Annotated in this window: 25 protein-coding genes; 9 read left to right on the top strand and 16 right to left on the bottom strand. The window is 72.2% G+C overall.

Translation table 11 applies throughout. The annotated features are described in order from the left end of the window. Positions 1-105: 105 nt before the first annotated feature. From NQZ70_RS46080 to NQZ70_RS46050, 7 genes are all read right to left on the bottom strand, one after another. Entirely contained in the window at positions 106-570 is a 465-nt protein-coding gene (locus NQZ70_RS46080; RefSeq protein WP_129579893.1) for an ATP synthase subunit I, read from the bottom strand. After that, positions 560-928 (bottom strand): AtpZ/AtpI family protein, encoded by a 369-nt coding sequence (locus NQZ70_RS46075; RefSeq protein WP_129579892.1) that lies wholly within the window; start codon positions 926-928, stop codon positions 560-562. Before NQZ70_RS46075 ends, NQZ70_RS46080 begins: the two co-directional genes overlap by 11 nt. Positions 929-1034: 106 nt before the next feature. Continuing rightward, positions 1035-1658: an RdgB/HAM1 family non-canonical purine NTP pyrophosphatase gene (gene rdgB, locus NQZ70_RS46070; RefSeq protein ID WP_129579891.1), complete on the bottom strand. Its 624-nt coding sequence runs from the start codon at positions 1656-1658 to the stop codon at positions 1035-1037. Continuing rightward, positions 1655-2428: a ribonuclease PH gene (rph, locus tag NQZ70_RS46065; RefSeq protein ID WP_061622322.1), complete on the bottom strand. Its 774-nt coding sequence runs from the start codon at positions 2426-2428 to the stop codon at positions 1655-1657. Before rph ends, rdgB begins: the two co-directional genes overlap by 4 nt. An 82-nt stretch (positions 2429-2510) precedes the next feature. Next, positions 2511-3518 (bottom strand): murein hydrolase activator EnvC, encoded by a 1008-nt coding sequence (locus NQZ70_RS46060; RefSeq protein WP_129579890.1) that lies wholly within the window; start codon positions 3516-3518, stop codon positions 2511-2513. After that, the gene (locus NQZ70_RS46055) at positions 3515-4426 is read right to left on the bottom strand and encodes an ABC transporter permease (protein ID WP_272826972.1); all 912 of its coding nucleotides are present in this window, start codon (positions 4424-4426) and stop codon (positions 3515-3517) included. The genes NQZ70_RS46060 and NQZ70_RS46055 overlap by 4 nt, the downstream gene beginning before the upstream one ends. A gap of 29 nt (positions 4427-4455) precedes the next feature. Next, complete coding sequence (locus NQZ70_RS46050) at positions 4456-5298, bottom strand: cell division ATP-binding protein FtsE (protein WP_237244664.1); 843 nt, start codon at positions 5296-5298, stop codon at positions 4456-4458. 92 nt (positions 5299-5390) lie between these two features. Between NQZ70_RS46050 and NQZ70_RS46045 the strand changes: the two genes are divergently transcribed. From NQZ70_RS46045 to NQZ70_RS46030, 4 genes are all read left to right on the top strand, one after another. Then, positions 5391-6239: a methionyl-tRNA formyltransferase gene (locus tag NQZ70_RS46045; protein WP_237244663.1), complete on the top strand. Its 849-nt coding sequence runs from the start codon at positions 5391-5393 to the stop codon at positions 6237-6239. A gap of 125 nt (positions 6240-6364) precedes the next feature. Next, the gene (locus NQZ70_RS46040; protein ID WP_207217650.1) at positions 6365-7411 is read left to right on the top strand and encodes a hypothetical protein; all 1047 of its coding nucleotides are present in this window, start codon (positions 6365-6367) and stop codon (positions 7409-7411) included. A 24-nt stretch (positions 7412-7435) separates the two neighbouring features. Next, positions 7436-10486, top strand: coding sequence for a BamA/TamA family outer membrane protein (locus tag NQZ70_RS46035; RefSeq protein ID WP_129579887.1), 3051 nt, complete (start codon positions 7436-7438; stop codon positions 10484-10486). A 59-nt stretch (positions 10487-10545) separates the two neighbouring features. After that, positions 10546-11049, top strand: coding sequence for a hypothetical protein (locus tag NQZ70_RS46030; protein WP_129579886.1), 504 nt, complete (start codon positions 10546-10548; stop codon positions 11047-11049). A 197-nt stretch (positions 11050-11246) separates the two neighbouring features. On the opposite strand, the gene NQZ70_RS46025 is transcribed toward NQZ70_RS46030, so the two are convergent. The 4 genes from NQZ70_RS46025 to NQZ70_RS46010 form a co-directional block, all read right to left on the bottom strand. Continuing rightward, positions 11247-11429 carry a hypothetical protein gene (locus NQZ70_RS46025; RefSeq protein ID WP_020740990.1) on the bottom strand — a complete coding sequence of 61 codons (183 nt, stop codon included), beginning with the start codon at positions 11427-11429 and terminating at the stop codon, positions 11247-11249. Between the two features lie 326 nt (positions 11430-11755). Then, positions 11756-12052, bottom strand: coding sequence for a hypothetical protein (locus NQZ70_RS46020; protein WP_148314458.1), 297 nt, complete (start codon positions 12050-12052; stop codon positions 11756-11758). 461 nt (positions 12053-12513) lie between these two features. Further along, the gene (locus tag NQZ70_RS46015) at positions 12514-13794 is read right to left on the bottom strand and encodes a penicillin-binding transpeptidase domain-containing protein (RefSeq protein ID WP_129579884.1); all 1281 of its coding nucleotides are present in this window, start codon (positions 13792-13794) and stop codon (positions 12514-12516) included. A 187-nt stretch (positions 13795-13981) separates the two neighbouring features. Further along, on the bottom strand, positions 13982-15829 hold the full coding sequence (locus NQZ70_RS46010) for a porin (RefSeq protein ID WP_129579883.1): 1848 nt from the start codon (positions 15827-15829) through the stop codon (positions 13982-13984). A gap of 213 nt (positions 15830-16042) precedes the next feature. Between NQZ70_RS46010 and NQZ70_RS46005 the strand changes: the two genes are divergently transcribed. Then, complete coding sequence (locus NQZ70_RS46005; protein WP_129579882.1) at positions 16043-17143, top strand: PhoH family protein; 1101 nt, start codon at positions 16043-16045, stop codon at positions 17141-17143. A gap of 49 nt (positions 17144-17192) precedes the next feature. Here the strand turns inward: NQZ70_RS46005 and NQZ70_RS46000 are convergent, their stop codons facing one another. Continuing rightward, positions 17193-17819, bottom strand: coding sequence for a hypothetical protein (locus NQZ70_RS46000; RefSeq protein WP_129579881.1), 627 nt, complete (start codon positions 17817-17819; stop codon positions 17193-17195). 79 nt (positions 17820-17898) lie between these two features. Beyond that, positions 17899-18564 (bottom strand): class I SAM-dependent methyltransferase, encoded by a 666-nt coding sequence (locus NQZ70_RS45995; protein WP_129579880.1) that lies wholly within the window; start codon positions 18562-18564, stop codon positions 17899-17901. A 1448-nt stretch (positions 18565-20012) separates the two neighbouring features. On the opposite strand from NQZ70_RS45995, the gene NQZ70_RS45990 reads away from it, so the two are divergent. Continuing rightward, positions 20013-20585: a hypothetical protein gene (locus NQZ70_RS45990; RefSeq protein WP_129579879.1), complete on the top strand. Its 573-nt coding sequence runs from the start codon at positions 20013-20015 to the stop codon at positions 20583-20585. A 92-nt stretch (positions 20586-20677) separates the two neighbouring features. Here the strand turns inward: NQZ70_RS45990 and NQZ70_RS45985 are convergent, their stop codons facing one another. The 3 genes from NQZ70_RS45985 to NQZ70_RS45975 form a co-directional block, all read right to left on the bottom strand. Next, positions 20678-22102 carry a hypothetical protein gene (locus NQZ70_RS45985; RefSeq protein ID WP_129579878.1) on the bottom strand — a complete coding sequence of 475 codons (1425 nt, stop codon included), beginning with the start codon at positions 22100-22102 and terminating at the stop codon, positions 20678-20680. 217 nt (positions 22103-22319) lie between these two features. Further along, a complete protein-coding gene (locus NQZ70_RS45980; RefSeq protein ID WP_237244662.1) occupies positions 22320-23153 on the bottom strand; it encodes an SUMF1/EgtB/PvdO family nonheme iron enzyme in 834 nt (277 codons plus the stop codon). A 385-nt stretch (positions 23154-23538) separates the two neighbouring features. Next, positions 23539-24264 (bottom strand): hypothetical protein, encoded by a 726-nt coding sequence (locus NQZ70_RS45975; RefSeq protein WP_129581983.1) that lies wholly within the window; start codon positions 24262-24264, stop codon positions 23539-23541. Positions 24265-24913: 649 nt separating this feature from the next. Here NQZ70_RS45975 and rplV point away from each other — a divergent pair. Genes rplV through rplP form a run of 3 tightly spaced genes read left to right on the top strand, consistent with a single transcriptional unit; the run spans position 24914 to position 26388 of the window. Further along, a complete protein-coding gene (gene rplV, locus NQZ70_RS45970) occupies positions 24914-25252 on the top strand; it encodes a 50S ribosomal protein L22 (RefSeq protein WP_012240567.1) in 339 nt (112 codons plus the stop codon). 17 nt (positions 25253-25269) lie between these two features. After that, positions 25270-25962, top strand: a complete 693-nt coding sequence (gene rpsC, locus NQZ70_RS45965; RefSeq protein WP_020740980.1) for a 30S ribosomal protein S3 — start codon at positions 25270-25272, stop codon at positions 25960-25962. Between the two features lie 12 nt (positions 25963-25974). Then, entirely contained in the window at positions 25975-26388 is a 414-nt protein-coding gene (rplP, locus tag NQZ70_RS45960) for a 50S ribosomal protein L16 (protein WP_020740979.1), read from the top strand. Positions 26389-26390 lie beyond the last annotated feature (2 nt).

Raw genomic sequence — 26390 nt, 5'->3', positions numbered from 1 at the left:
GGCCTCGCCTCTACCACAACTCCTTTACGGTGGGCACCCTGGAGCGCGCCGACGCGGTGCCGCGTCGCGCGGGGCGCTCGCGGCGGCGCCGGCCGGCGCGGGAGCTCAGCCGCGAGCGCCGGGGGGGGCTCCGTCGTCCGGCGGCTTCGGCCCGAACAGCGTCCCCAGGCTGATGCCGACCACGAGCGAGGCGTAGCCGACCATCAGGGCGACCCCCGAGACGAGCTCGGTCTTCAGGACGAGCCAGACGCCGCCCATCAGGCCGAGGAGCTTGATGATCGCGATCAGCGTCCACGACACGGTGTGGCCCCTGCGCGAGAGGAACGCGTCGACGATGCGCGCGAAGACGTACAGGTTCGCGGTGGCGATGGCGCCCCCGATGCCGACGCCGAGCGCCGCGCGCACGCCGTACGCGAGCAGCGCGGCCACGGACAGGACCGCGGCGGTGCCGGCGACCCAGCGGAGCACGGCCCGCATGGTCGCGTCGCCGACGCCGGGCTCTCCGTCCGCGTCGGGCTCCTCGTGCGGCGGGCCGCCGCCGCGCGTCCCCGTGCTTCGCTCAGCGCTCATCGTGCTCCTTCGCGGGCTGCCGCTCGTCGGGGTAGGGGACGACGTCGCTCGAGTCCGCCCGGCGATCGCCGTTCGCGGCGCGCTCGTCCGCGCGCGCCTTGCGGTCGTCGAACATCGGCGCGGGGTTCCCCTGCTCGCGCTCCTCGCGCGCGGCCGCCGCCTGCATCTCCCTCCACGCCCGGTGGACCGCCTTGCCGGCGGCGCCGAGGCCGAAGAAGAACCAGAGCGCCGCGAGGTACGGCTCGGTCCCGAGCTTCGCGTCGAGCCAGCGGCCGATGAACAGGCCGACCAGGATGCAGAGCACCACCTCGAGACCGACGGTCCCGTAGCTTCCGACGGCCTTCCAGTCCTGCTTCATCAGGGGATCCGATCACCAGGCAGTACTTGGGTGCCTCGGGTCGCGATTACAAGCGGTCCCGGACGGGGTCAACGCCGTCGGGGCGTCCCGACGGCGTCGCGCCGGCCTACCGCCGCGCGATCAGCGCCTCCAGCGCGGAGCGCATCGCCTGCGCCGCCTCGCCGCGGTGGCTCACGCGGTTCTTCTCGGCCTCGCCGAGCTCGGCCATCGTCCGTCCGTACGCTTCCACGACGAACAGCGGGTCGTAGCCGAAGCCGCCCGAGCCCGTGGGCTGCCTGGCGATCCACCCCTCGCAGCGCCCTTCGGTGACGACGGGCTGCTCCGCGGACCGCGGATCGAGCAGGACCATCACGCAGCGGAAGCGCGCTCGACGCTGGCCGTCCGGCACGTCCGCGAGCGCCGCGAGCAGCGCCGCGTTGTTCTCCGCGTCGGTCGCGTGCTCGCCGGCGAAGCGGGCGGACCGCACGCCCGGCCGGCCGCCGAGCGCGTCCACCTCGAGCCCCGAGTCCTCGGCGAGCGTCACCAGGCTCGACCGGAGCGCCCCGGCGCGCACCTTGAGGAGCGCGTTCTCCAGGAACGTCGCGCCGTCCTCGACCACCGGCGGCGCGTCCGGCAGCACCTCGGCCAGCGAGCGCACCTCGATCGGGAGATCGGCGAGCAGCGATCGCAGCTCCGCGAGCTTGCCCCGGTTCGAGGTCGCGGCGAGCAGGCAGAGCGGCTCCCGGCTCACGCGACCCTCCAGTGATCGGTCTGGAACAGCGCCGCGAGGTCGACGCCGGCGTCGCTCAGCGCGCGGTGCTGCGCGCTCGCGAGCGACGCGACGCCCGCGAGCGCCAGGTCGATCATGCGGTCGAGCTCCGTCCGGGGGATGGCCTCGTCCTCGGCGGTCGCCTGGACCTCGACGATCGCGCCGACCGCGGTCGCCACGACGTTCATGTCGACGCGCGCCGCGCTGTCCTCCGTGTAGACGAGGTCCAGGGCGAGCCCGCCCGGGAGGTGGCCCACGCTGATCGCCGCCACCTGATCGCGGAGCGCCGGCCCCTTGAGCGACCCGGCCGCGCGCATCCGGTCGAGCGCCAGCGCGAGCGCCACGAACCCGGCGGTGATCGACGCGGTCCGCGTGCCCCCGTCCGCCTCGAGGATGTCGCAGTCGATCGCGATCGTCTGCTCGCCGAGCTGCTTCATGTCGATCGCCGCGCGGAGCGCGCGCCCGATGAGCCGCTGGATCTCCTGCGTGCGCCCGCTCGGGGCCTTGCCCCGCCCGTCGCGCGGCTCCCTCCGGGTCGGGCTCGAGCGCGGGTGCATCTGGTACTCGGCCGTGAGCCAGCCCGCCCCCTTGCCGATCATCCACGCGGGCACGGTGGGCTCGACCGACGCCGTGCAGAGCACGACCGTCCTCCCGGCGCGGTAGAGGACGGACCCCTCCGCGTTGCGGTGGAACCCGAGGATCATCTCCACCGGGCGGTGGACGTCGAGGGCGCGGCCGTCAGGGCGATTCACGAGGGCCGCCTTAGCACAACTCGGGCGACGCACGGGCGCCTCGCGGCGGGCGAGGCGCCCTGCGGTCCTACGGTCCTGCGCGCTACATCCCGAACCAGGGACCCGGGTCGATCACCTCGGCGCCGCGCCGGAGCTCGAAGTAGAGCTTCGCGCCGTCCGGCCCGCTCCCGACCGTGCCCACCCGCGCCCCGCCTGCGACCTGATCGCCGGCGCGCACGTCGGCGGCGCCGAGGTTCGCGTACACCGAGTAGTGCCGCTCGCCGTGATCGACGATCACGGTGAGCCCGTAATCCGCGTAGGTGTCGGCGAAGGCGACCCGCCCCGCGGCCACGCTGCGGACCGGCGCGCCGGAGAGCGCGGTGAGCTCGACGCCGGGCCCGCCGGCGCCGCGGCGCGACACCTTGCGGACCTCGGCGCGGCCGGCGATGGGGAAGGGGAGCCGCCCGAGGAGCGAGCGGAAGCCGGCGCGCCGATCGAGCTCGGCGGGGCCGGTGTCGGCGCCGTAGATCGCGAGGTAGTCGGGGCGCACGCTCGTCTCGAACGCGCGCGAGAACGCGGCGCGGCGCTCCTCCTCCTGGGCCAGCGCGACCCGCGCGCGGTTCATCGCCTCGCGGTGCACCTCGAGCGGCGCGCGCTCCGCGCCGAGGTGCGTGAGCCGATCCGCGAGCTCGGCGCTGCGCCGGGTCAGCTCGGCCTCGCGGGCGAGATCGCGCTCGAGCGCGAGCCGGGTGCGCTCCACGCGGGCGGCGTGGTCGACCAGCGCGTCGAACCCGCCGCCCACCGGGAGGAAGCCGGCGCGGACGTGGCGGTAGTACGCACGGCCGCGCGCGACCATCCGGCGGCGGGTGAGCTCGAGCGCGGGGCCGATGGAGTCGAGCTCCGCGCGCAGCGCCTTCTCCTCGGCGTCGAGCTTCGCGAGCAGCCGATCGAGATCGTTCTCCGCCAGCGCGGAGCTCGGGCGCGCCGCCGGCGCCGCCAGGGACGCCCGGGGCGACGACGGGGCGTCGGCCGCCGGGACCGCGGCGCCGCTGGTCGCCGCGCCGGTCAAGAGCGCCAGCGCGATCGGCGCGAGCCGGGCGCGGCGCCTCACACCGCCACCATCTTGCGCAGCGTGAGCAGCGCGGTGGCGGCGCCGAGGGCGGCGCCGAGGGCGACCATGCCGAGCACGACCTCCCAGGGCAGGAACGACGGCGAGACGCCGAGCAGGTTGGCGAGCTCGTGATCGAAGCGGCCCCGCACCATCAGGAACAGCGCGCCGAGCATGAGGAGCGCGCCGGCCGCGCCGGCCGCGCCCTGCGTCGCGCCCTCGACGATGAACGGCCGGCGCACGAAGCCGTCGGTCGCGCCGACCAGCTTCAGCACCTCCACCTCGATCTTCCGGCGGTGCAAGAGGAGGCGCATCGTCGAGCCGATGACGCTGACGACGGCGCAGAGGACGATCGCCGCGAGGCAGGTGCTCGCGGCCACGCCGCCGCCGAGGAGCGACGAGAGCCGCTCCGTCCAGCGCTGGTAGGTCTCCACCGTGTCCACGGCCGGCAGGGCGCGCAGCTTCACGGTCATCGACGCGAGCGCCTCGTCGGAGATCTCCTCGGTGAAGCCGACCTCGAGGGACGCGGGGAACGCGCTCGGCGGCAGCGCGGCGAGCGCCTTGTCGCCGTCGTCGTGCACCACCTCGCGGCGCGCCTCGGCGCTCGTCACCAGGCGGACCTTCTTGACCCCCTCCGTGCCCTCGAGCGCGCGGGTGAGCTCCGCGGTCTCCGCGTCGGTCGCGCTGTCGCGCAGGTAGATCGTGGCGCGGCCCGCGCGCGACCAGCGATCGCGCACGGCCATGAGGTTCGTGACCACGAGGAGGGCCGACGCGAGGCAGACGAACGCGACCGCGAGCGAGAAGATCGACAGCGCCTGCAGGCGCCAGTCGCTCCTCCCGGCCCGCCAGGTGCGAAGCCATCTCCGCCGATCGTCACGCTCGCTCGTCTGCATCCCGTTCCCTCTTCCCATCCCCGGAGCCTGAGCCGGAGGCCTCGGCGCTACGCCGCGCCGCGCACGCCGCTGTCCATCTCGTCCTCGCCGCCGTCGCCGTCGTCGCCGACGAGCTCGCCGCCGGAGCCGAGGCCTTGCGGCACGTCCGTCGCCTTGCCGTCGTCGAGCACCACCACGCGCCGCGGGCGCACGTCGAGCAGCGTCCGATCGTGCGTCGCGAACAGGACCGTCGTGCCGGTCTCGTGGATGTCCTCGAACAGCCCGAGCAGATCGATGGCGAGCTGCGGGTCGAGGTTGCCCGTCGGCTCGTCTGCCAGGATCAGCGTCGGCTCCCCGACGATCGCGCGCGCGATCGAGACGCGCTGCTGCTCGCCGCCGCTCAGCACCTGCGCCCGGTCGCCGCCGCGCCCCGACAGGCCGACGCGCTCGAGCGCCTCGCCGACCCGGGTCCGGAGCAGGCGCGACGGCAGGCCGAGGACCTCGAGCGTGATCGCGACGTTGTCGAACACCGTCCAGCTCGGGACCAGCTTGAAATCCTGGAACACGAAGCCGATGTTGCGCCGGAGCGCGGGGATCGACGCGTCGGTCAGGCGCGCGATGTCCCGGCCGAGGAACAGGATCCGGCCGTCGTCGACGCGCTCGGTGCGGTGCACGAGCCGGAGGAGCGTGCTCTTGCCCGAGCCGCTCGGGCCGGTGATGAACACGAACTCGCCCCGCTCGATCGAGAGCGACATCCCCCGGAGCACCGGCTGATCCGCGCGGTACGACTTATATACGTCCTCGAAGACGAGGATCGGTCGGCGCGCGGCGGACGCGTCGTAGCGGTGGCCGGGCCGGAGCGCCGGACGAAATGAGCCTTGCGGAGGGGGCGCCGCCATCGGACCCTTCACCTATCAGCCTGCTCGGACACGGAAAACTTTTCGGCCGACGCCCGGGCGAGCGCCCCCTCCGGGTCGCCTTTTTCGGCCTCCCGCTGGCCGCCTTGCTGCTCCACGGCGACGGCCACGAGATCGCGCTCGCCGCGATCAGCCGCGCGGACGCGGTGGGGCTCCGCCGCGCCCGCCGCCTCTTCGGCGAGCGGCTCCTCCTGCGCCCCGACGTCGAGCGGCCCGAGCTCAGGTCGCGCGTCGAGGCGCTCGCGCCCGACCTCCTGGTCAGCTGGTTCTGGACCACGCGCCTGCCGATGTCGCTCGTGCGGGCGGCGCGGCTCGGCGGCATCGGCGTGCACCCCTCGCTGCTCCCGCGCCATCGCGGGCCCGATCCCACCTACTGGGCGATCGCCTCGGGCGACGCCGAGAGCGGCGTCACGGCGCACCGGATCGAGGCGGAGTACGACACCGGCGACATCCTCGACCAGGAGCGGCTCCCGATCGATCCGGCGTGGACCGCGTGGCAGCTCGCCCGCGCGCTGGACCGGCCGAGCCTGTGCGTCCTGCGACGCACGGTCGCCCGGTTCGCGGCCGGCGAGGCGGTGGCGGGCGTCGCCCAGGATCCGGCGCTCGCGACGGAGGCGCCCGCGCCGGACGACGAGGCGTGCGCGATCTGCTGGTCGTGGCCGACGGAGCGCGTGCTCCGGCACATCCGCGCCCTCGCGCCGGCGCCGGGGGCGTGGACCGAGATCGAGGGCGCCTGCGTCATCGTCCTGCGGGCCGCGCCGGCGCCGATCTTCCCGGGGGCGCTCGCGCCGGGCGAGGCGGTGGCGCAGGGCGGGGTGGTCCTCGTGAGGACCGGCGACACGGCCGTCGCGCTGCTGGAGGGGGAGATCGACGGCGAGCCGGCATCGGCGGGCGAGCTCGCGGCGCTCGTGGCGTCGGGCGCGCCGAGCGGGTGACGGCCGGCCCGGGCGCGCTCTTCGGCCGGCCGCGGCGCCGGCGGGGTCGCCTGGCCGGCGCGCGGGCCATCGAATCCTGAGCCTACGCGCGCGCGACCGCGTAGGATGCGCCCTTCGGAGGATTCATGTCGGAACCCGCGCAGCTTGCGAAAAGCGCCCGCGAACTGCTCGCAGCGGCGCTCAATGCGCTCCAGTCGAACGGCGTGTCGCCGGAGGTCGAGGCGCTCGCCGAGCCGATCGCGCAGGCGATGGGCATCATGCACCGCATCGAGCGCTCCGGGGGACAGACCCTCGATGGCAGCGAGATCGCGCTCGGCCACGTGCGCGACGTCTTGAACCGCCTGCAGAGGATCACGGTGGCCGATCCGGTGATCGACGTCTTGATGGAGCACGTCGCCTCCTCGCTGAGCAAGGTGCACGCGCTGAGCAGGGCGCAGGCCGCGGCAACCGCGCAGCCGGCGGCGCCCGCGGCGGCGGCGGCTGCGCCCGTCGCGGCGGCGGCTGCGCCCGTCGCGGTTGCGCCTGCGCCCGTCGCGGCGGCGCCTGCGCCCGTCGCGGTTGCGCCTGCGCCCGTCCCGGTCCCGGCAGCTGCGCCTGCACCCGTCGCAGCGGCCCGTGCGCCCGTCCCGGTCGCTGCGCCGCCGCCGGTCGCGGTGGCCGCCCCTGCGCCCGTCGCGGCGGCCGCTCCTCCGCACCTCCAGCAGACGCTGCCCTCGCCGCAGCCGTCGCGGCATGCGCCGGCCCCGCACGCGTACCCCGCCGCGCCTCAGCCGGCTGCGGACGCGCGCCGAGCGCCGCCGCCCCAGGCCGCACAGCCGCCGCTCGACAACCGCGCGCCCGCCGCCGTCGTCGACGTCGAGCTAGGCGCTCTCACCCCGTCGAACTTTTACAAGGGGCTCGCTGGCAACGACGTCATCGAGCACGGGGGCATCTTCGTCGCGACCTACAAGATCCCGCCGATCGGCGCCGTCGTGACCTTGCGTGTCCGCCTGCCGGGCGACTACGAGTTCACCGCGCTGGCCGCGGTCCGGTGGACGCGCGAGGCCGGCGGCTCGAAGGACTCGGCCGAGCCGGGCTTCGGCGCCCGGATCACGCAGATCTCGGCGGAGGGCCGTCAGCTCGTTTCCCGGTTCACGCGCAACAGGGAGCCGCTCTTCTACGACGACCTCTGACGCCGCCACGCCGCCTCGATCCTGGTGAACCGTTTCTTCTCGCGCTCCGGCTCGCGGGCGAGCCGGCCGCTCCACCGCGCCGCCTCCGTCCTCTCCGCCGTCGCCCTCGCGGCGCTGCTGCTCCTCGCGCCGCGGCCCGCCCGGGCGACCGGCGACCCCGATATCGCGTTCTGGACCTACGAGACCGACCACTTCCGGGTGCACCACCCGCAGGGCCTCGAGCCCATCGCGGCGCGCATCGCCTCGCTCGCCGAGACGATCTACGGGCGCGTCGAGGGCGCGCTCGGCTACGCCCCGCGGGGCCGCACCGAGATCGTGATCACCGACGACTCGGAGAGCGCGAACGGATCGGCCGGCACGCTCCCGTACAACGCGATCCACCTCCTCGCGTCGGGGCCCGAGGACATGTCGACGCTCGGCGACTACGACGACTGGTACCTCGACCTGCTCACGCACGAGTTCACGCACATCGCGCACATCGACAACACCTCGGGCATCCCCGCGATCCTGAACGCGATCGTGGGCAAGTCGTTCTCGCCGAACCAGGTGCAGCCGCGGTGGATCATCGAGGGGCTCGCCGTCGTGAGCGAGAGCAACCACACGAGCGGCGGCCGGATGCGCTCGACCATGTTCGACATGTACCTGCGCGCCGACGTGCTCGAGGACAACATCGCGGGGCTCGATCAGATCTCGAGCTCCCCGTTCCGCTGGCCGCAGGGCACCCTCTGGTACCTCTACGGCTCGAGGTTCTTGGGCTGGATCCTCGACGTCTACGGGCCGAACACGATGCGCGCCGTCTCCGCCGACTACGGCGCGTCGCTCGTCCCGTGGGGGATCAACCGCGCCATCCGCCGCGTCACCGGCAAGACCTACGTCGAGCTGTACGAGGGCTGGAAGGACCACCTCCGTCGGCTCTACCGGGAGCAGGTGGCGGCCGTCGAGGCGCGCGGCCTCCGCGAAGGCGCGCGGCTCACGCACCACGGCCGCACCGTTCATTACCCGCGGTTCGTTCCGCCCGTCGCGCGTCGGACGTCCGCGGACGAGATCGTCTACTTCCGCGACGACGGCCGCGAGCGCCCCGGCATCTACCGCCTCTCGCTCGCCGCGCCCGCGCCCGGGACCGAGCGCAACGAAGCGCTGGTCGCGCGCACCAACACGGCCTCGCGACCGGCGTTCACGCCGGCCGGCGACATGATCTTCGCGGCGCGCATGCCGTGGCGCAATCAGTACTACCGGGACGACCTTGTCTTCCTCCCGCGCGGCGAGGAGGCGCCCGACGGCGACGAGCCCTCGCGCCGCCCGCTGACGCGCGGCCTCCGATCCTCGGCCCCGGACGTGAGCCCGACCGGCGATCTCGTCGCCTTCTCGCTCAACAGCAAGGGCACCCGCTACCTCGAGATCGCGCGGTTCTCGCGGGACGGCGCCCTCTCGGAGCGGCGCGATCTCGTGCCGAGCGCCCGCTTCGAGCAGGCCTACTCCCCGTCGTTCTCTCCCGACGGCAAGCGCCTCGCCTACAGCGCCTGGACCGCCGGCGGCTACCGCGACATCCGCGTGGTCGACGTCGCCACCGGCAGCTTCCGTGAGGTGACGCGCGATCGCGCGACCGACATGAGCCCCGTCTGGTCGCCCGACGGCGAGACGCTCTATTTCACCTCGGACCGCACCGGCATCCACAACGTCTACGCGTACGCGCTCTCGACCGGCACACTGCGGCAGGTCACCAACGTGAGACTCGGGGCCTTCCATCCGGCGATCAGCCCCGACGGCAAGACGCTTGTCTATGTCGGATATACGTCCCGCGGCCACGACCTCTTCGTCATGCCGCTCGATCCGGCGCGCTTCCTCCCGGCGCCGCCGCCCCCGACCGATCGCCCCGATCCCCCGACCGCGCCCGCGGCGGTGCGGATCGAGCGCTCCCCGTACAACCCGCTTCCGACGCTCGCGCCGCGCGCGATCACGCTCGACTACGCGCCCGGGAGCTACGGGTCGAACGCGCTGACGGTGAGCGTGACCGGCTCGGACATCGTCGGTCGTCACTCGGTCTTCGGCGAGCTCACCGTGCAGCCGGACGCGCCGGCCCCGACCGTCCTCGTCGGGTACACCTACGGGCGGCTGCCCATCGACCTCGGCGTCCGCGCGTACTACGCCATGACGCCGCGCAGCGGCTACCGCATCAACGGCCGCTACGTCGCCTACGACGAGCGATCGATCGGCGTCGTCTCGGGCGTCAGCTACCCGATCCGCGGCGAGTTCTCGCGGCAGAACCTGAGCGCGTCGTTCAGCAGCGTCGCCTTCAAGGGGCAGCTCCCCATCGGCAGCAAGCTCGACCCGTACGCGCCGCGGACCATCCTCCCGCCGCAGGGCACGCTGAACCTCGCGCACGTCGGCTATGCGTTCTCGAACGCCGAGGGCTCGATCGAGGCCTCCGGCGCGCCGCGCGGGATCTCGCTCAACGCGGGCCTCGATTACGCCGGCCCGGAGACGGGCAGCAGCTATACGACCTACGCGTTCTCGACCTCGCTCAGCGCCTACGTCGCGATGCCCTGGCCTGGCGACCACACCCTCGCCTTCCGCGTCGCCGGGGCGGTCTCCGGCGGCAACTTCCCTCGGGGCGCCGCCTACGCGGTCGGCGGGTACGATCTCGAGAACCTCACGCTCATCGACACCCTGCTCACCGGGGTCACGAATAGCTCGTTCACCCTCCGCGGCTACGCGCCGGGCGTGATGGCCGGCCGCGCGTATTTCTCGCAGACGCTCGAGTACCGCGTGCCCGTCCTCGAGCCCGATCGCGGCCTCTCGACGCTGCCGCTCTACCTGCGCCGCGTCGACGCGAGCCTCTTCCTCGACCACGGCGGCGCATTCAACCGCTTCGAGACGGACGACCTCGCGCTCTTCACGCAGGGGAGCCTGCTCTACTCGCCCCAGCTGCACACCTCGATCGGCGGCGAGGTGTGGCTGAGCCTGACGACCGGGTACGTCCTCTCTTCGCAGCTGCGCTTCGGGTACGCGGTCGGCCTGAGCCCGCTCGCGATCCCGGGCGGCCAGCTCTACTTCGTCGCGACGAACTCGTTCTGAGCGCCCCGCGCCGCCGGAAACTTTGCCCGCGCCGGCCCCTTCGCCCACGGTGGTCGGCCATGCGCGCCCTCCTCGCCCTGAGCGTCGCCGTCCTCGCCGGCTGCGGCATCGCCCCGAGCAACTCCCAGCGCCTCACCGAAGCGGCGCTCGAGATGAACACGGCGGCCCGGTTCGGCCGCATGGATGTCGCGCTCGAGCGCGTCGGATCGAGGGCGCGGGAGGACTTCATGCGCCGGCACGCCGATTGGGGCCCCCGCCTCCGGGTCGTCGACGTGGAGTTCGGCGGCTTCGAGATGACCCAGCGCGACGAGGCCGAGGTCTACCTCGAGGTCCTCTGGCTGCGGCACGACGAGGCCACGGTCCGCACCACCCGGATCGCGCAGCGCTGGCGCGACGAGCGAGGCCACTGGGAGCTGGTCGGCGAGGAGCGAAGAGACGGCGACACTGGCCTGCTCGGCGAGCCCGCGCCCAAGGAGAAGCCGGCCGGCGAGGCGGCGAGCGCGAGCGATCCGGGCCGGCGACCCGGCCTGAGCCTTCACACGCGCGTCATTCGTGACGAGTGAACGCCGCCGCTGAACCGGGCGGCGCGAGGCTACGCAGCGGACCGCGCCAGCGCCCTCACGGCGCCGGCGGGCGCGATCGCGTCGGTCGCCGCGATCGCGCCGGCGCCATCACGCGCCGGCAGGTGCGATCTCGGGGAATGTCGTGACCGTTTCGCGGGATGGAGCCAGCGCGCGGCCGGCGGACCGGCCGTGCACCGTCAGGAAGCCGGGGCAGGGGTCGCGGGAGCGGCGGCGCTCTTGGGGGCGCGGGGCTTCTTCGCCTTGCCGGCGACCTCCGTCGTGGCCCGCGACAGCTTGCTGCGCTTGGCGCGCTCCTTCTTGGCAGCCTGCGCCTTGCGGCGCCTCATCTTCATCGACTGGCGACGATCGCGCTTGCCCATGGCTTCAATCTCCTCACGGTCGGGGGCACGGGCGCGGCATCGTGACGACAGCTCGCCAGGCGAGCCCCATCCTGCACCGGTGGATGGCCTACCGCGGGGCCCCTCAAAGGGAGCGGGACTCTGCCCAAGAGCGCATGGAAGCGCAAGGGGCAATGCGCTCCGAAACGCAGTTCTCGCGCTAGACGCGCGTACAGTGCGACGCCCAGCCAGGCCGACCGCTTGCGGGCCACCGCCTGCGGGATCTGCGCGATTTATCGGGGAGTTGCGCGTTGTTACGTCGGCACGTCGTGCACGTCAGGCGCGGGAGCCGCGCGGCCCGGCAGCGCTCAGCCGCCGACCGCGCCGTCCAGCGCGACCTCGCGGCCGCGGACCTCGAGGCGGTACCGGGAGTTCACGGTCTCTATGTAGAAGACCTCCCGCCCGGCGAGACGCAACACGCGCTTGACTGGCGTCGTCACGTATTCATGCATTCCGTCGGAGAACTCGATGACGATGACCGAGCCTTTCCGTGGTGCACGGACGAGCCGGCCAACGACTGCGCGCGATCCCCGGCCGAGCTTGCGGAGCACAACCTGCACAACAGAGATGCTAGCACGCAGATCTCGGCCGAGCACAAGCTGCACAAGCAGCACCTCTCGCAACTAGGTCCCACCCTGGCCCAGGGTGTCCGGTTGCATCGGAGCGGCCCGGACCTGCGCGCCGCGGACGGCGAGCAGGTGGTAGCGGGGCCGGCCCCGGCGGAAAAGTTCTATAAATCGATCGCTGCCGCGGGCGTACAATGGTCCTGCAAACCTGGCAACCGCCGAGCAGGCCCATCGCTCGCGCGCGTCATCATCGCCGGACCGTTGGATCGCGGCCAGGGCGGAATCCTGACGAACGCGCTCGGTGACGCGGCGGGGTTACGCAGCCTACGCGTGGTCTGCCTGACGCGCGGCCCGCCTCGGCCAGCGCTTCCGGCCGAGTCGGCTCGGTCCGGGCGCTTCCGCCATGCCCGTACGCTGCTGCGCCGAGCCGCGCGACGCCGCGCAGCGCGTCGCACCCGGGCCTTTCGCGCCGCGGCTCGGCGGCCGGCCCAGGGGGTGCGTCATCGCCGAGCGGTCGAGCCGGTCCGATTGTTCGGATCGGTCACGCCGGGCGCGCCCTTGTCCGCGAAGTAGGTGCGGAGCATGTCGCACGCGACGTTGGTCGCTTTCACGCGCCATTTCGCGCCGTTGGCGACCATCACCGAGATCGCGACCTCCGGCTTGCGGCTCGGGGCGAAGCCGACGAACCAGGTGTAGAAGGGCCCTTCGGGCGTCGGCTTCGTGAGCGTCCCCGTCTTGCCAGCGACGCGGATATCCGGGAGGTAGGGGCGGCCGTTGCGGTCGTGGAACGAGCGGTAGCTCGTCCCGTTATCCACCGTCGCCTCCATCATCGTGGTCACCGCGCTCGCCGTGCTCTCGTCCATCACGCGCTTGAGCACCTGCCGCTCGCTCACGCCCTGGTAGATCTCGCCGACCTCGTCCTTGACGCTCGACACGACGTGGAGCCGGATCATCTCGCCCCCGTTGGCGAGGGTGGTCGCCAGGTTCGCCCCCTGGAACGGCGACAGCGTCGTGTTCCAGAAGCCCGCCGCTGTGCGCGCGAAGCCGAGCTCGTCCTCCGGCAGCGAGATCGTGCTCGTCGCGACGTTCACGTCGAACGGCATATCCTGCCCCCAGCCGAGCTTCGCGGCCACGGCGCCGAGCTTCTCGTGATCGAGGTTCTTGGCGGCGAGCCGCGCGAACACCGTGTTGATGCTGCGGCCCATCGCCTGCGCGAGCGTCGCGCAGTACTTGTCGCGCCGCTTGTTGTCGATCATGTCGGCCGGCCGGATCGAGTGCTCGCCGCCCGAGTAACACTGCTTCGTGTTCGGGCTCAGGCCGGCCTCGACGAGGGCGGTGCCCGTCACGATCTTGAAGACGCTCGCCGACGGCGCGGTGGCCTCCGCGGCGACGTCGTGCAGCGCGCCTTCGTGCACGTAGCTCGCCCAGACGAGCACCTTCCCGGTGCGGATATCGGTCATCACGACCGCGCCCTCCGGGACCTGGCCGGTCCGCAGGAAGCCGATCGCCGCGCGCTGGTACATCGGATCGAGGGTCAGCTCCGCGACGCGGCCGCCGTGCGCCGGCGCCGTCGGCGGGCTCCGCCGGTCGTCGATGCGCGTGAGGTCGAGGTCCGTGAGCGGCGGCGGCGTCACGGTCCGCGTGATCTTCGGCCCGCCGGCGGTCGTCTTCTTGGCGAGCAGCCCTCCGAGCTGGACGTCGTGCTCGCGCAGCATGGGGAGGGTCACCGCCACGAGCCCCACGGCTGCACCGACGGCGATCCACTGACGCATCTCGCGCATGGCCCGACGGGTACCCCGCCGGGGTGTCCTGGGCCAAAATTGAGGCGCGCCATTTGAGCGGCCTGCGCGGACCGCGCTGCGCCGCGCCGCGCAGGGAGCCCCGCCGGCGCGCTTCGTTGGAGGGCAAACGAACGATCGAGGAGCGCGGCCGGCACGCCGGCCGCGGCGGGAGACGCGCGACGCGCGTCTAGAAGGACAGGCTGAGCCGGGCGCTGAGCTCGTGCAGCGCGTGCGCATCCGGATCGGGCTCGCTCAGGGTATTGCCCGGCACCCGGAGGAGGTTCTCGCTCGAGCCGCTGCCCGGCGTCAGGTAGGCGCTGTAATTCACGCCGAGCCGCACGTTCTTCGTATGCCAGTAGTTCGCGGCGAGGCCGATCTGCATGACGTTGAGGTCGGTGCCCGGCCCGTTCTCGGCGCCCGGCGTCCTCTCGTCGTACGCGCCCTCGCGGGACGCGCCGTCGTACGTCGCGTTGATCCCAGCGAGGAGCGCGGCGACCTCGAGGCCCGACTTCGGCTTCTCGAGCTCCTTCGAGAGGTCGATCTTGGTCGGGCGCGGGCTGAACCCAGGATCGCCGCTGACGAAGGCGTCGCCCACCGGCCACGCCGAGAGCTGCACGTACCACCCGAGCCCCCGCACCTGTCCGAGCCGCTCGGTGTTGGTGAGCTGATAACCCTCCACGGCCTCGCGCGTGTTGTTCGCGACGTAGTAGGCCTCGGCTCGGAGCTCGACCATCTTGATGGGCAGCCGGAGCTCGCCGCCGATCGCGTTCTGCGCGCCCGACGGGATGACGTGGATCGGGCGCTTCAGCGAGTCCGTGTAGCCGCCGCCCCAGAGCGTGTAGCCCTGCCCCGTCCTGATGGGCGCGTAGTCGTAGCCCACGAACTCCTGGTCTCGCTCGCCGTGGCGCGCGCTGATGCCGATCTGCGCCTTCGCGAGCAACGCCTTCTTGTCGCCGCCGAACGGGCGCGCGAAGACGCGGGCGACGAAATCGGGCGGGGCGTCGACGCCGGGCCGGTTTTGCCCGTCGCCGCCGAGCACGCTGACGCCGTAGACGAGCATCCTGTCGGCGACGTCGCCCCAGATGGTCAGGCCGATGTCCTTGCCCTCCGGGTAGGCGAAGCTCCGGGTCCCGATGTTGCGCTCCAGGAACGTCGAGCTGTTGTCGCTCGTCTGGTTATCCATCGAGAAGAACGTCGTGTACTGCCCGAACATGAAGTTCAGCGCCGGCATGACCGAGTAGTTGATCCAGACGTCGGCGAGCACCGCGTTCGAGGTCGTGCCCTCGACGGGGGCGAAGCGCGCGGTATCGGCGGTCGGCGTCTGGCCGGGAGCCGCGGCGGCGTTCTCGGTCCTGCCGTTCGTGTTCGCGAGCCCCTGGCCGCCGAAATCGACGTCGACGTCGAAGGACCACTTCTTCAGGAACTCGCCGGCCAGCTCCAGCCGCGCGCGGCGGACGAAGAAGCGCGGCTTGAGCGCGGCCCCGCCGCTCGTCGCGGTCACGTCCGACACGCCGCTGCCGAAGCTGCTGTAGAAGTCGAGGTTCATCCTCCCCTTCGGGTACAGCCGGAAGGTGTCGTTGGCGTCCCGAAGGAAGAAGCCGCCGTGCCAGCCGGCGAGCGGCTGCTGCTCCTTCACGATCGCGGCCTCGGCGGTCGGCGCGAACACCTCCGGCGGCGGCGGCGGCGCGGCGGTCGCCGGCGCGCCCGGAGGAGGCGGCGGCGGAAGCTGCTCTGCCGGCGGCGGCACCGGCTCCGGCGGCGGCGCCGGTGCGGCGGCGGCAGGCGGTGGCGCCGGCGCGGCGGCGCCGGTGGGCGGCACCGCGCCGGCGGGCGGCACCGCGCCGGCGGGCGGCACCGCGCCGGCGGGCGGCACCGCGCCGGCGGGCGGCACCGCGCCGGCGGGCGGCGCGGGTGCTGCAGCCGGAGGTGGCGCCGGCGCCGGTTGCGCCGGGCCCTGGGGCCCAGGCTGTGCTAGCGCCGAAAGGCCCGACAGCGTAACAGTCATGCCCAGCAGCGCCGATGTAGCTAACCTCATGCAGTTCTCCCTGTGTGCGGCTCGCCCGCGTGCCCGAAACTCCACGCATTATCAACGCTGGATTATGACCAGGACGTTACGATTCTGTGTAGGGCACGGGACGAGCGGGCGGGACAGTCGCGTGACAGGTGGGTGCAGTCAAGGGTCCGTTCAAGGGAGGACGGCGCGTGCCGGCGGCGGAGCGCCGGAGCAAAGGCGGGGAAGGATCACTCGATGACGACCAGCGTGCGGATCACGGCGGATGTCGAGGTGCTCGACAACAGCACCTTGGTGGCCCTCGCCGGGCCAGGGAACGAGAATCTCAAGCTCATCGCGCGCACTCTCGGCATCGAGTCGGGCGTCCGAGGCAACACGATCCGGCTCGCCGGGGACGCCGACAAGGTCGCGCTCGCCGAGCGGTGCCTGGCGGAGGCCGCGCAGATGTTGAGGAGCGGCGTGGTGCTCGACCCGCAGGACTACGTCCGCGGGGTCCAGGCGCTCCGGGACGACCCTGGGATGACCCTGCGCGAGCTGTTCGAGGACGTCGTGCTCATCTCGGCGCGCCGCCGGCCGATCTCGGCGAAGGGGCTGGCGCAGAAGCGCTATATCCAGGCGATCCGATCGCACGACATGACGTTCGGCATCGGGCCGGCGGGGACGGGCAAGACGTACCTCGCGATGGCCATGGCGGTCCACGCGCTGCTCGAGCGCCGCGTGAAGCGGATCATCCTCACCCGGCCGGCGGTCGAGGCGGGGGAGCGGCTCGGCTTCCTGCCCGGCGATCTCGCCGAGAAGGTGAATCCCTACCTGCGCCCGCTCTACGACGCGCTCCACGACATGATGGACGCGGACAAGGCGCAAGGCCTCGTGACGCGCGGCCAGATCGAGGTCGCCCCGCTGGCCTTCATGCGCGGCCGCACGCTCAACGATTGCTTCGTCATCCTCGACGAGGCGCAGAACGCGACGAGCGATCAGATGCGCATGTTCCTCACGCGCCTCGGCTACGCCTCTCGCGCCGTGGTGACGGGCGACGTCACGCAGGTCGATCTCCCGCACGGCGCGCGCAGCGGCCTCGCCGAGGCGCGCGAGCTGCTCGCGGGGATCGAGGGGATCGCGATCTGCTCGTTCACCGAGGTCGACGTCGTGCGCCACCCGCTCGTGCAGCGGATCATCGTGGCGTACGAGCAGCGGGACGCCGAGATCGCTCGCCAGCGCGAGGAGCGGCGGAGCGAGGCCGGCCGCGGCGGCGGTCGCGGCGGCGCGGCCGGCGATGTCGGCGCTGCGCCGCCGGGCAGAGCGGCGGGCGAGCCGGGCGGGGCCGGGGCGGCGAGCTGACGCGCGACGCCGGTGGACGAGACGACGTCGTCTCGTCCACCGGCGCTGCTCATTTCTTCTTCAGCTCCACGGGCGACTCGCGCACGAGCATGGCGTCGGGCCCGGTCACCCGGATCCTGCCCGCGATGACGTTCTCCTTCAGCTCGCCGACGAGGATGCCGGTCATCGCGCTCGGCGCGCGCGGATCTTCGGGGAAGACCGAGGCGCGGACCACGCCGTCCTCGACCTTTCCGACGAGGGTCGCGTCGCCGAGCGCGCCTTTCGCCGTGCCCTTCAGCTCACCGCTCGGCTCGATGGTCAGCGTCACCGTTCCTGGGCCGGTGGCCTGCTTGCCGTCGTCCTTCTGGCGCACGGCGTCCTTCACCTTGGGGGGCAGCACGACGCTGCCTTTCTTGGCGTCGTAGCGCCCTTCCCACGTCCCCTGCCACGCGGGCGTGCCCGTGGGAGCGCCCACGTCTCCCGGCGCGCCTGCGTCCGGCGGCTCGGCGGCTGCCGAGCTGGCCGCGGGCGGCGCGCTCGCCGCGGGCGACGTAGGCGGCGGGGGCGCGGGCCGCTCCGGTTCGCCCGGGCGCGGCGGGCTCTCCTCGCAGGCGGCGAGGAGGGCGATGGCGAGGGACAGAAGGAGCGCGGGGGCACCGCCGCGCGCCCGGCGGGCTCGTGTTCCGGTGGCGTTCACGCGGACGCTTTTATTACGTGCCGGGCTGGTCGTCGCGTCGATTTGACGGGCCGGCGTCGCGAGGCGGGGCGCCTCCGGATCAGGCGGCCTTGCGGAACGCCAGGGTCCAGCGCCGGTCGCTCGTCGCCTGCGCGCATTCGGGGGGGATCCCGAGCGAGCGCAGGGTGTCCCGCTCCTCCTCGACCGCGAGCGCGGCGCGCAGCGACGCATCGAAGAGGGCGCGCTGGTACGGCGTATCGTTCGCTGCATACGTGGCGACGAGGGCCGCCACCGACGCCTCGTCCTTCGGACGGAGCAGATCTCGGATGAACAGCAGCCCGCCGGGCCGGAGGACGCGAAACATCTCGCGCATGACCTGCATCGGCTCCGGGATGTGGTGGATGATGCTGTTCGAGAGGACGGCTGAGAACGTCTCGTCCGGCTCGGGCAGCGCCTTGGCGTCCACGAGGGCGAGCGTGATGGCGCCGGTGAGCCCCGCCTGCTCGACGCGGCGGCGCCCGAGGTCGAGCATCGACGCGGAGAGATCGATCGCCTTGATCCGCGCTGTCGGTACGCGCCGGCAAAGCTCGATGGGCAACAGGCACGTCCCCGTACCGACGTCGAGGGCGTATGCGAGATCCGGATCGAGGCAGAGGAGCGCGTCGCAGAACGCCGCGTTCACGGCGGCGAGATCCATGGTGTCGTAGGCCCGCGCCTCCTCGTCGGTATCCATGACCTCGGGCTCGAGCACGCGGGCCAGCGACATGCGCGCATCGTTCTCCCCGACGGACGCATGTCAACTCCCCGACGGACGCGCATGTCAACGGATTGTGGGCGGCTGATCGATCTCGTCCGATCGCCGGGCCAGCGTCGACCTCGGCCCGCGCGGATTCCGGGTCGCCGTGGATATGGACAGGAGAGCGTTCGAAGAAGTCGAGGTGGAGCGGGCCTGGCCGCCGCCGTTGCTCCTCCTCTCATTGGAGCAGGCGCCAATGTCGTAGAGCCCGTGCATCCGGAGCGCGAACCGCGCGCCGCACTCGAGCCGGGCCGAAGGCTGAGCTGACTTGGGAGCGCTCGATCGGACAGGCCGAGCACGGCGATGAGCTGTCCTCGGCGCTCCTCTCTTCTATATAATGAGAGGTCCTGCTGGATCGGCCGCGCGCCCGCGCGCCGGTCCGGCGGGCACGACAGGCTCCAGCCGGCCGCGCCGCGTTGCCCGCGGGTGAGAGGTGCGCGCGTGATGTCGAGATCGGCGCTGAGCGAAGAGAGGGCGTGCCTCGGAGGGCGGCGCCGCCGCTGGCGTCCACTCATCGGTCCGAAGAGCTCGGCGGGTTGGCTTTTGACCGAGCCGCGGCCGAGCGCGCGACCCCGCACAATCCCGCGGAGATGAGCGCATGTCGTGCGGAGCGCTCGCTCAGCGCAGCGGCTCGCGGCGAGCCAGCCGGCGACTCGCGCCGGCGCAGCGGGGCTCAAGCAGGCGCGCGGACATAGACGCCGGCGTCGCGCCGCGGGCGGACGGGAGGCTTCGCTCGGCGAGAGGCCGTGGCGCGGCGGACCCGGGGGCGAGGCGCTCGCGCGGTCGGCCCTGATTCCTTGCCCCTCCGGCGCCGATTGCGAAGCTCCCCCGCGGCGCCCCTCCCGGGGCGGCATCGTATCATCATGCGCCCGCATAGGTCAGTCGTGCGCCCAGGGCGTGCAATGTAGCCATGCGCTGGCCGCCTGTGTGTGGTCGCCAGGCGCTCGCACCCGGCGCGGGGCGCTTCAATGATTGGGGGCGGGAGGCCCAGGCCGGGGTCGATGCGCCTCGCAGTTGTGCGCGAGCCCGCATTGCCGCCCGTGACGGGCCTGATCGAGGGAGCGGGGTTGCTCGGTTCTCATACAGTGCTTACCTGACCTGCCGCGAGCACCCGAGACACGCAATGCCGCGGTGCAGCGTGAGGGGCCTGAGAGGGTTGTCGCGGCTCGGGCCGTCCTGCGCGGGGGAGGGGTCTCGGCTATCAATCGACGCGCGTGGGGGCGCTTCATCGCTCGGCTCGTGTCGAGCAAAGCAGCCCAGCCGTTCGTGGCCGTCCAATGAGCTCTCCGATTGAGCCCGCCCGCAGCGCCTATTGAAAGAAAAGACGGCCGGCTATCCTCAATTCGCTTGACCAGGCAAGTGGCAACGGCATAGTCGTATCCAACCGCCGAGCTGGATTCGGCGACGAGGGAGAGCACATGGCGACCGATGCCTTTTCGCAGCAGATTGTAAACCTCGTGCGGAAAATGCCGGACGAGGCGATCCTCGCGCTCGTCAAGAATCAGCTGGGCGCCGTGACAGGGGCGGCGCCGTTGGTTCCTCCGCCGGCGCCGCGCCGCAGCCGTACGCGCGCCCGCGCTGGAGCGGTCCAGTCCAAACCTTCTTCCGTCGCGGCCAAGCGTGGCGCCGCGCCGAAGCGCCGGCCCGGCCGCCCGCGCAAGTCGCCGGCCGCCTCGGCGGAGCGTCAGGAGACGCTCGACGCGGTCGAGCGTGTCGTCAAGGCGAGCTCTGGCGTCAGCGCGAGCGAGGTGGCGAAGCAGGCGGGTATCCCGCAGACGCGCGCCGCTGCAGCGCTGAAGGAGCTCAAGCTGGAGAAGCGGATTTTCCAGGGGGGTGACCGCCGCTTCGCCCGCTATGCAGGCGACGCGAAGACGGCCGAGCAGGCGAGCGCGAACGCGCGCAAGACCGCGGCGGGACCTGCGCCTGCTGCGAAGAAGCCGAGCGCCAAGGGGCGCAAGCGCGTCGCTCAGGCTGCCGCGCCAGCGAAGTAGGCCGCGCGACCACCGCGCACGCCAGGGTCAGATGGGATGGAGGCTTTGCTGACGCGTCGCGTTCAGAATGGCTGTCCCGTTCGAGACGGAGCTCAGGGCGGGCTCCAGGTGAGCCCGCTGTCCTCAGAGGCCATGACGTACCAGCCGCGACGCGATGTCCCGGTGACGTCGGCCTGGAGGAGCATCAAAAGTCGATTTCCGAAGGAGAGGAGCGCTCCGAGCTCGATACGGCCGCGTTCGCCCGAGTCTTCGCCGATTACCCTGGGGACGTCGTAGATCTTACCTGCTTCCGGGGATTGCGCGATATAGAGCCCCCATCGCGTCGCGGTGCGGGACGTCAGCACGGCGGCGACCCCCTGGCGTGTGGGCGCCAGGGCGATAAACCGCTCGTGCGGCTCCAGCCAGGGGCGAAAGGGCGGTTTCTCGGCGAGCACGCAGGCGCCGTCGAGGGTGCACGTCGCGAGCGTGCGCTCTCCAGTTGTGGGAGCGATAACCTCGACCATGATCCGGTCGGCTGCGCAGCCGATCGCGGCATCGGGGGCGGCTTTCGCGGGGAGCTTCAGCACGGCTGTCTGCGCCGCGGAGACGGCGAGCACCGCCGCCTTGTCGGGCGGTTGAGGCACGAGCTGGATCGACCATCCGGCGAAGTCGCACGCGGGGGGCGCAGAGAGCGCGGCCGTCGCCGCTGGGCTCATCGCGAGCCCCTCGATGATCCGGGGTGCGTCGAGCGGCTTGCCCGGCTCGGGGACGGGCCGCGCGAGGAGGTTGCGCCCGCGCACCGACAGGATCGCCGGCGGGCGGCCATACGGCACGGGCAGCGCCTGTTCTTGCGCGGGGAGCTGGAGCGGCGGCACCGGCGTGGCGCCGGGCGGCCCCGCATGGACGAGGGTCGCGCGCCGGGGTCTCGGCTCGACGAGCAGCGCGGCGCTCTCGGCCGACAGCACCGCAGGTATGGAGTTCGCGAGCGGCCGCGCCCCGCGGCCCAGCTCTGGCAGCGCGAGGGGCGAGGGCGCCGAGAGCTCGCTCGCCTCGAACGGAGCGAAGGAGAGGCTGGGCGGGTCCACCGCGGGCGGTGCCCCTCGAGCTCCGCGCGCGTCCTTCGCGGGCGCCGGGCCGCGCGGGCCGGCGGTGAGCACGATGGCGCCGTCGGCGCCGACCGACCAGGTGGACCATCCCTCGCGGAGGCGCCGCAGCGAGCGCCACGTCCTGCCGGCGGTCTCGGTCACGAGCGCGATCGCCTCGTTCTCGACCTCGCCTGTCACCACCGCGCGCTTGTCGTCGAGCACGAACACCCGTCGCCATCGGGTCGACGACGGGGCGAGCGCCGAGGCGATGCCTCGCGCCTGGCCAATGGCGGTGGTGAGCTCATCCTGCGACGCCGCGCCCGGCGGCGGGACGGTGATGGGCTCTGCCTTCTCCTTCTTCTGGCACCCGAGCGCCAGGAGAGCGGTCAGGGCGGCGAGGGCGGTCGCGACGGCGCGGCGCCGCGCCGCCGCGCTCACTCCGGAGTCGAGCATCGGCATTCTCTTCGCTGGTGTCGCCTTGGATCCCTGCGCCGCATCGCCGGGCTGTCGCCGACTGGCACGCTCGGTCGCGCCGCGCGGGAGCGGTCGATCCGGAGCGCCGGCCACCGCGCCGCCGCGGCGCGCTCGCCTGATTCCTCGCCGCATCGCCTCGAGCTCCGCGCCCGCCTCGCGGCCGCTCTACCGCCGGCCGCGCGCCGTGCGGCCAGCACTAGTCGGCCTGCTCCGGATCCATGCAGCACCGGAAGCCCGTCGAGTAGTCGTGATAGCCGAAGGAGTGCGCGGTCGTCGCGTACTTGCACCCCTCGCCGTTGCGCGTCGTGTCCATGAAATAGCCGCCCCGGAAGGTGCCGCTCGGATCGTCGACCCACTCGTGGAGGTTGCCGACCATGTCGAACACGCCGTAGCCGTTGGTGCACCCCGCGCGCTCGCCCGTCGGGAGCAGCGCGTTGGACAGCTGGTTGATGAGCGGGTTGTTCATCGCGGTCGTCCAGTGCTCCTCGGACTTGATGCCGAGCAGCGCCGCGATCTCGGCGACCGGGTGAACCGGTCGCTCGTCGTCGTTGCACACCCCGTGCTGGCGGCTCGCGCCGTAGGGGAAGAGCGTGTCCTCGGGCCCTCGGCAGGCGCTCACCCACTCGTCCGAGGTGCACAGGCGTTTGCCTGACGCCGCGCACGCCCGCTTGGCCTGCAGCCCGCTGATGTAGCCCTGCGGGATGACGCCCGGCCAGGACACGGCGCGGACGCGGCGCTCGATGCCGTCGATCGGATCGAAGGGCGACCACGGGCGCTCGCTGCCGGGCGTCAGCTCGACCAGGGAGCCCTCCCAGCGGTCGACGCACACGCGATCTTCGACGAGGGCCATCTCGGCCGGACAGCGCGCGCTGCTCGTCGACGAGGACACCGGGGCGGCGCTGGTCTCGGGCTCCATCACGGACGCGATCGCGGTGCTGTCCTTGACGGTCGAGAGCGCGCTCTCCTTCGCCTTGAGGGGCCGGTCCACGACGATGGCGGCGGCGCCCTCGAACGACGCTCGCGCCACCACGCGCGGCGTGATCTGCTCGGCGGTCGTCGACCCCGGCGCGCAGCCGGCCGATGCGACGACCAGCCCAAGCAGGACACCGCCGCGGTATGGACGCGCCCCCGACGAACGCGGAAGGGAAGTTGCCAGACGCGGGCGGGAGAGATCCTTGGCCACGGCGGAGCCGAGGATCCCTTCCCGCCATCTTTTTTGCAACCGAATACCGCCCTCGGGGGACCCCCGAAGGCGCGTACGGGAGAGGGTGCGCGCGCCGGGGCGCTAGGGTGGGCGCAGGCTGGGAACGGGCCCGGAGGTCATCGCATGTACGTTGAACGGTGGGGGAAAAGAACCGCGAGAGCAGAGAGGGCGCTGCGCGCGCCCTCGGCCCCGCCTTTGCGCGGGGACCTGTTCAGAAGCTCATGACGGTCTCGTAGCAGTCGCGGTAGGCCGCGCCGCAGGTGAGGTTCTCATCCGCCTCGTTGATGCACTCGACGAGCTCGTCCACGCCGGCAGCGCTGAAGGGGTTCAGATCGGCAGCGCACTGCCCCTCGTTGAACGACTCATCGCATTGGTCGGCGATCCCGTCGCAGATCGTGAGCGCCTGGTTGGGGCAGGCGTTCTCGTACATCTCGGTGAGGCAATCCTGGGCGGGCTCGAGATCGCACGCGTACTGCACGCCGATGTTCCCCAGGCAGTCGGCCAGATCCGCCGCGTGGCTCCGGGCGAACAGGAGGAAGGCGCGCTTGCAGAGCCTGTAGCCGATGGGCTCCTCGTCGCGGTCGTCGCCGCACTGGCTCGTCGCCCCCTGCGCCGGCGCGATGTTCAGCCGCTCACACGCGTCCGCCGTGACGGCGCTGTTCCCGGCCTCGATGCACGCCGCTCCGCCGCCCTCGCCGCCCTCGCCGCCCTGACCGCCCTCTCCTCCGTCGCCTCCCTGGCCGCCTTCGCCCCCGTCGCCGCCCTGGCCGCCCTCGCCGCCGTCGCCTCCGCCGGTCGAGGAGCCGGTGGTGACGCCGGCGCCGGTCGTCTGGTCCGGGTCGTTGTCCGTGTCCGCCGAGGTCACGACGCAGCCGCCGTAGACGGCGGACGAGATCAAGGTAAGCGCGAAGAAAGAATGGCGATGACGAGCAAGCATGGTCACGTTGCCTCCTACAATGTCGGGGAAGAGTTCCACTACCTGGTACGTTCGACTCAGCCTGGGGCTCTCCTATTCCCCTCGCAATCCCGTTCTTCGCCCCGGTCGAGCCGGACGAGGCCGATGCGCCGCGGACGCACCCGGTGCCGTCCCGATCAGGCCGCCGGACAGCCTGTTTCAGAAGTGTTTCGCGTGTGTCAAGAGCAATTTTCGAGATCGTGAGCGACCGAGCGCCTCCCGGAGGCCGGCCGGCCGGCGAGGGCGGCGGCCGGACGCGGGCGGTGAGGCGCTCCTGACGCCCGTTCAGGAAAGTCTGAAAAGTTGCTCAGGTCGCCCGGGCGCGAGAAACAAACTGAAAGGACGCGGAAGGATCGCGCTTGCGTACGGCGCTTCCCGCTGGTAATCACCGCGCTCCGTTTTCCCGGGCGATCGGGTGTCCTCCCGGTCTCCCAGTAGAAGAGCCGTAACGGCGCTTCGATCTCAGCTCCGCTCCTTCGGCCGCCGCGGGAACCCCCCCGGTGACGCGAAGGGGGTCCGCGTCCATGGACGCCGGACTGAGACCGGAAGCGTACGACGGTGCAACCGGTTCGCAGCGAACCGAAACCCGGTACGGAGTCACTCCGCCCGCCGGTGTCGCGAGGTGTCTCGAATGGTAAGCAAAGCCAGTGCGATGTTTTCGCGGATCGCCCCGCGCAAGGCACGCATGATCGCCGATCTCGTCCGAGGTCGCGACGCGGACGAGGCGATCCAGCTGCTCTCGTTCACGCAGAAGAGCGGCGCCCCCGTCCTGCGGAAGATCATCGAGAGCGCGGTCGCGAACGCCCAGCAGGCGGGCGCCGACATCGACGCGCTCTTCATCAGCAAGGCCACCGTCGACAAGGGGCCGAACAAGTTCAACCGCCGCTGGCGGCCGCGCGCGATGGGTCGTGCGACCCGGATCACCAAGGGCGTGTCGCACATCGTCATCGAAGTCGACGAGAGAAAGTAAGTAGAGGACCTGCCGATATGGGACAGAAGACCCATCCGTATGGCTTCCGCGTCGGTGTCATCAAGACGTGGAGCAGCAAGTGGTACGAGGACGGCGCCGCGTATCAGAAGTGGCTCCACCAGGACATCCGCATCAAGCGCGCGATCAAGCAGTACCTCTACAACGCGAACATCGCCGGCGTGGAGATCGAGCGCGCCGCGAACCGCGCGAAGGTGATCGTCTTCACCGCCCGCCCCGGCATGGTGATCGGCAAGGGCGGCAAGGGGATCGAGACGCTGAAGAGCGGCAACGTCGGCACCGCGTCGAAGGGCGAGACCCTCTTCCCCGGCGTGTCCTCGTTCACCGACAACGAGGTGTTCATCGACGTGCAGGAGGTCCGGAAGGCCGAGACCAACGCGCAGCTCGTCGCCGAGAACATCGCGACGCAGCTCGAGCGCCGGATCGCGTTCCGCCGGGCGATGAAGAAGGCGGTCTCCACCGCGATGAAGTTCGGCGCGAAGGGCATCCGCGTGCGCTGCGCCGGCAGGCTCGGTGGCAGCGAGATGAGCCGCGTCGAGACCTACCGCGAGGGCCGGGTGCCGCTGCACACGCTCCGCGCCGACATCGAGTTCGGCCTGGCCGAGGCGAAGACGAAGGTCGGCATCATCGGCGTGAAGGTCTGGATGTTCAAGGGCGAGGTCCTGCAGCGTAAGGCGCGCCGGATCCAGTAGAGGGATTGCAGAATGCTGTCTCCGAAGCGAACCAAGTTCCGCAAGATGCAGAAGGGGAACAACCGCGGCCTCGCCATGACGGGCAGCGACGTCTCCTTCGGCGACTTTGCGCTCCAGTGCGTCGAGCCTGCCCGCGTCACCTCGCGGCAGATCGAGGCGGCCCGTATGGCGATCCAGCGGCACGTGAAGCGCGCGGGCAAGCTGTGGATCCGCATCTTCCCGGACCGCCCGGTGACGAAGAAGCCGCTCGAGGTCCGCATGGGTGGGGGCAAGGGCGCGCCCGAGGAGTGGTGCGCCGTCGTGAAGCCGGGCCGCGTGATGTACGAGATCAGCGGCGTGAGCGAGGAGATCGCGAAGGAGGCCTTCCGCCTCGCGTCGCACAAGCTCCCGATGCAGTGCAAGTTCCTCGTCCGCGGGCTGACGTGAGG

Origin of the sequence: Sorangium sp. So ce836 (genome assembly GCF_028553905.1) — a bacterium.
GTDB lineage: Bacteria > Myxococcota_A > Polyangia > Polyangiales > Polyangiaceae > Sorangium > Sorangium cellulosum_D.
The sequence above is the reverse complement of the archived record's forward strand: the minus strand, read 5'-3'. Positions and strand labels throughout refer to the sequence as shown.

What these genes read in the sequence shown, in the direction of transcription:
- NQZ70_RS46055 (WP_272826972.1), bottom strand. Translation starts at nt 4,426, where the DNA reads ATGGGAAGAGGGAACGGGATGCAGACGAGCGAGCGTGACGATCGGCGG.
- rpsC (WP_020740980.1), top strand. Translation starts at nt 25,270, where the DNA reads ATGGGACAGAAGACCCATCCGTATGGCTTCCGCGTCGGTGTCATCAAG.
- NQZ70_RS46025 (WP_020740990.1), bottom strand. Translation starts at nt 11,429, where the DNA reads ATGGGCAAGCGCGATCGTCGCCAGTCGATGAAGATGAGGCGCCGCAAG.
- rplP (WP_020740979.1), top strand. Translation starts at nt 25,975, where the DNA reads ATGCTGTCTCCGAAGCGAACCAAGTTCCGCAAGATGCAGAAGGGGAAC.
- NQZ70_RS46075 (WP_129579892.1), bottom strand. Translation starts at nt 928, where the DNA reads ATGAAGCAGGACTGGAAGGCCGTCGGAAGCTACGGGACCGTCGGTCTC.
- NQZ70_RS45990 (WP_129579879.1), top strand. Translation starts at nt 20,013, where the DNA reads ATGGCGACCGATGCCTTTTCGCAGCAGATTGTAAACCTCGTGCGGAAA.
- rplV (WP_012240567.1), top strand. Translation starts at nt 24,914, where the DNA reads ATGGTAAGCAAAGCCAGTGCGATGTTTTCGCGGATCGCCCCGCGCAAG.
- NQZ70_RS46010 (WP_129579883.1), bottom strand. Translation starts at nt 15,829, where the DNA reads ATGAGGTTAGCTACATCGGCGCTGCTGGGCATGACTGTTACGCTGTCG.
- NQZ70_RS45985 (WP_129579878.1), bottom strand. Translation starts at nt 22,102, where the DNA reads ATGCTCGACTCCGGAGTGAGCGCGGCGGCGCGGCGCCGCGCCGTCGCG.
- NQZ70_RS45975 (WP_129581983.1), bottom strand. Translation starts at nt 24,264, where the DNA reads ATGCTTGCTCGTCATCGCCATTCTTTCTTCGCGCTTACCTTGATCTCG.
- NQZ70_RS46030 (WP_129579886.1), top strand. Translation starts at nt 10,546, where the DNA reads ATGCGCGCCCTCCTCGCCCTGAGCGTCGCCGTCCTCGCCGGCTGCGGC.
- NQZ70_RS46015 (WP_129579884.1), bottom strand. Translation starts at nt 13,794, where the DNA reads ATGCGCGAGATGCGTCAGTGGATCGCCGTCGGTGCAGCCGTGGGGCTC.
- NQZ70_RS46080 (WP_129579893.1), bottom strand. Translation starts at nt 570, where the DNA reads ATGAGCGCTGAGCGAAGCACGGGGACGCGCGGCGGCGGCCCGCCGCAC.
- NQZ70_RS46040 (WP_207217650.1), top strand. Translation starts at nt 6,365, where the DNA reads ATGTCGGAACCCGCGCAGCTTGCGAAAAGCGCCCGCGAACTGCTCGCA.
- NQZ70_RS46005 (WP_129579882.1), top strand. Translation starts at nt 16,043, where the DNA reads ATGACGACCAGCGTGCGGATCACGGCGGATGTCGAGGTGCTCGACAAC.
- NQZ70_RS45995 (WP_129579880.1), bottom strand. Translation starts at nt 18,564, where the DNA reads ATGTCGCTGGCCCGCGTGCTCGAGCCCGAGGTCATGGATACCGACGAG.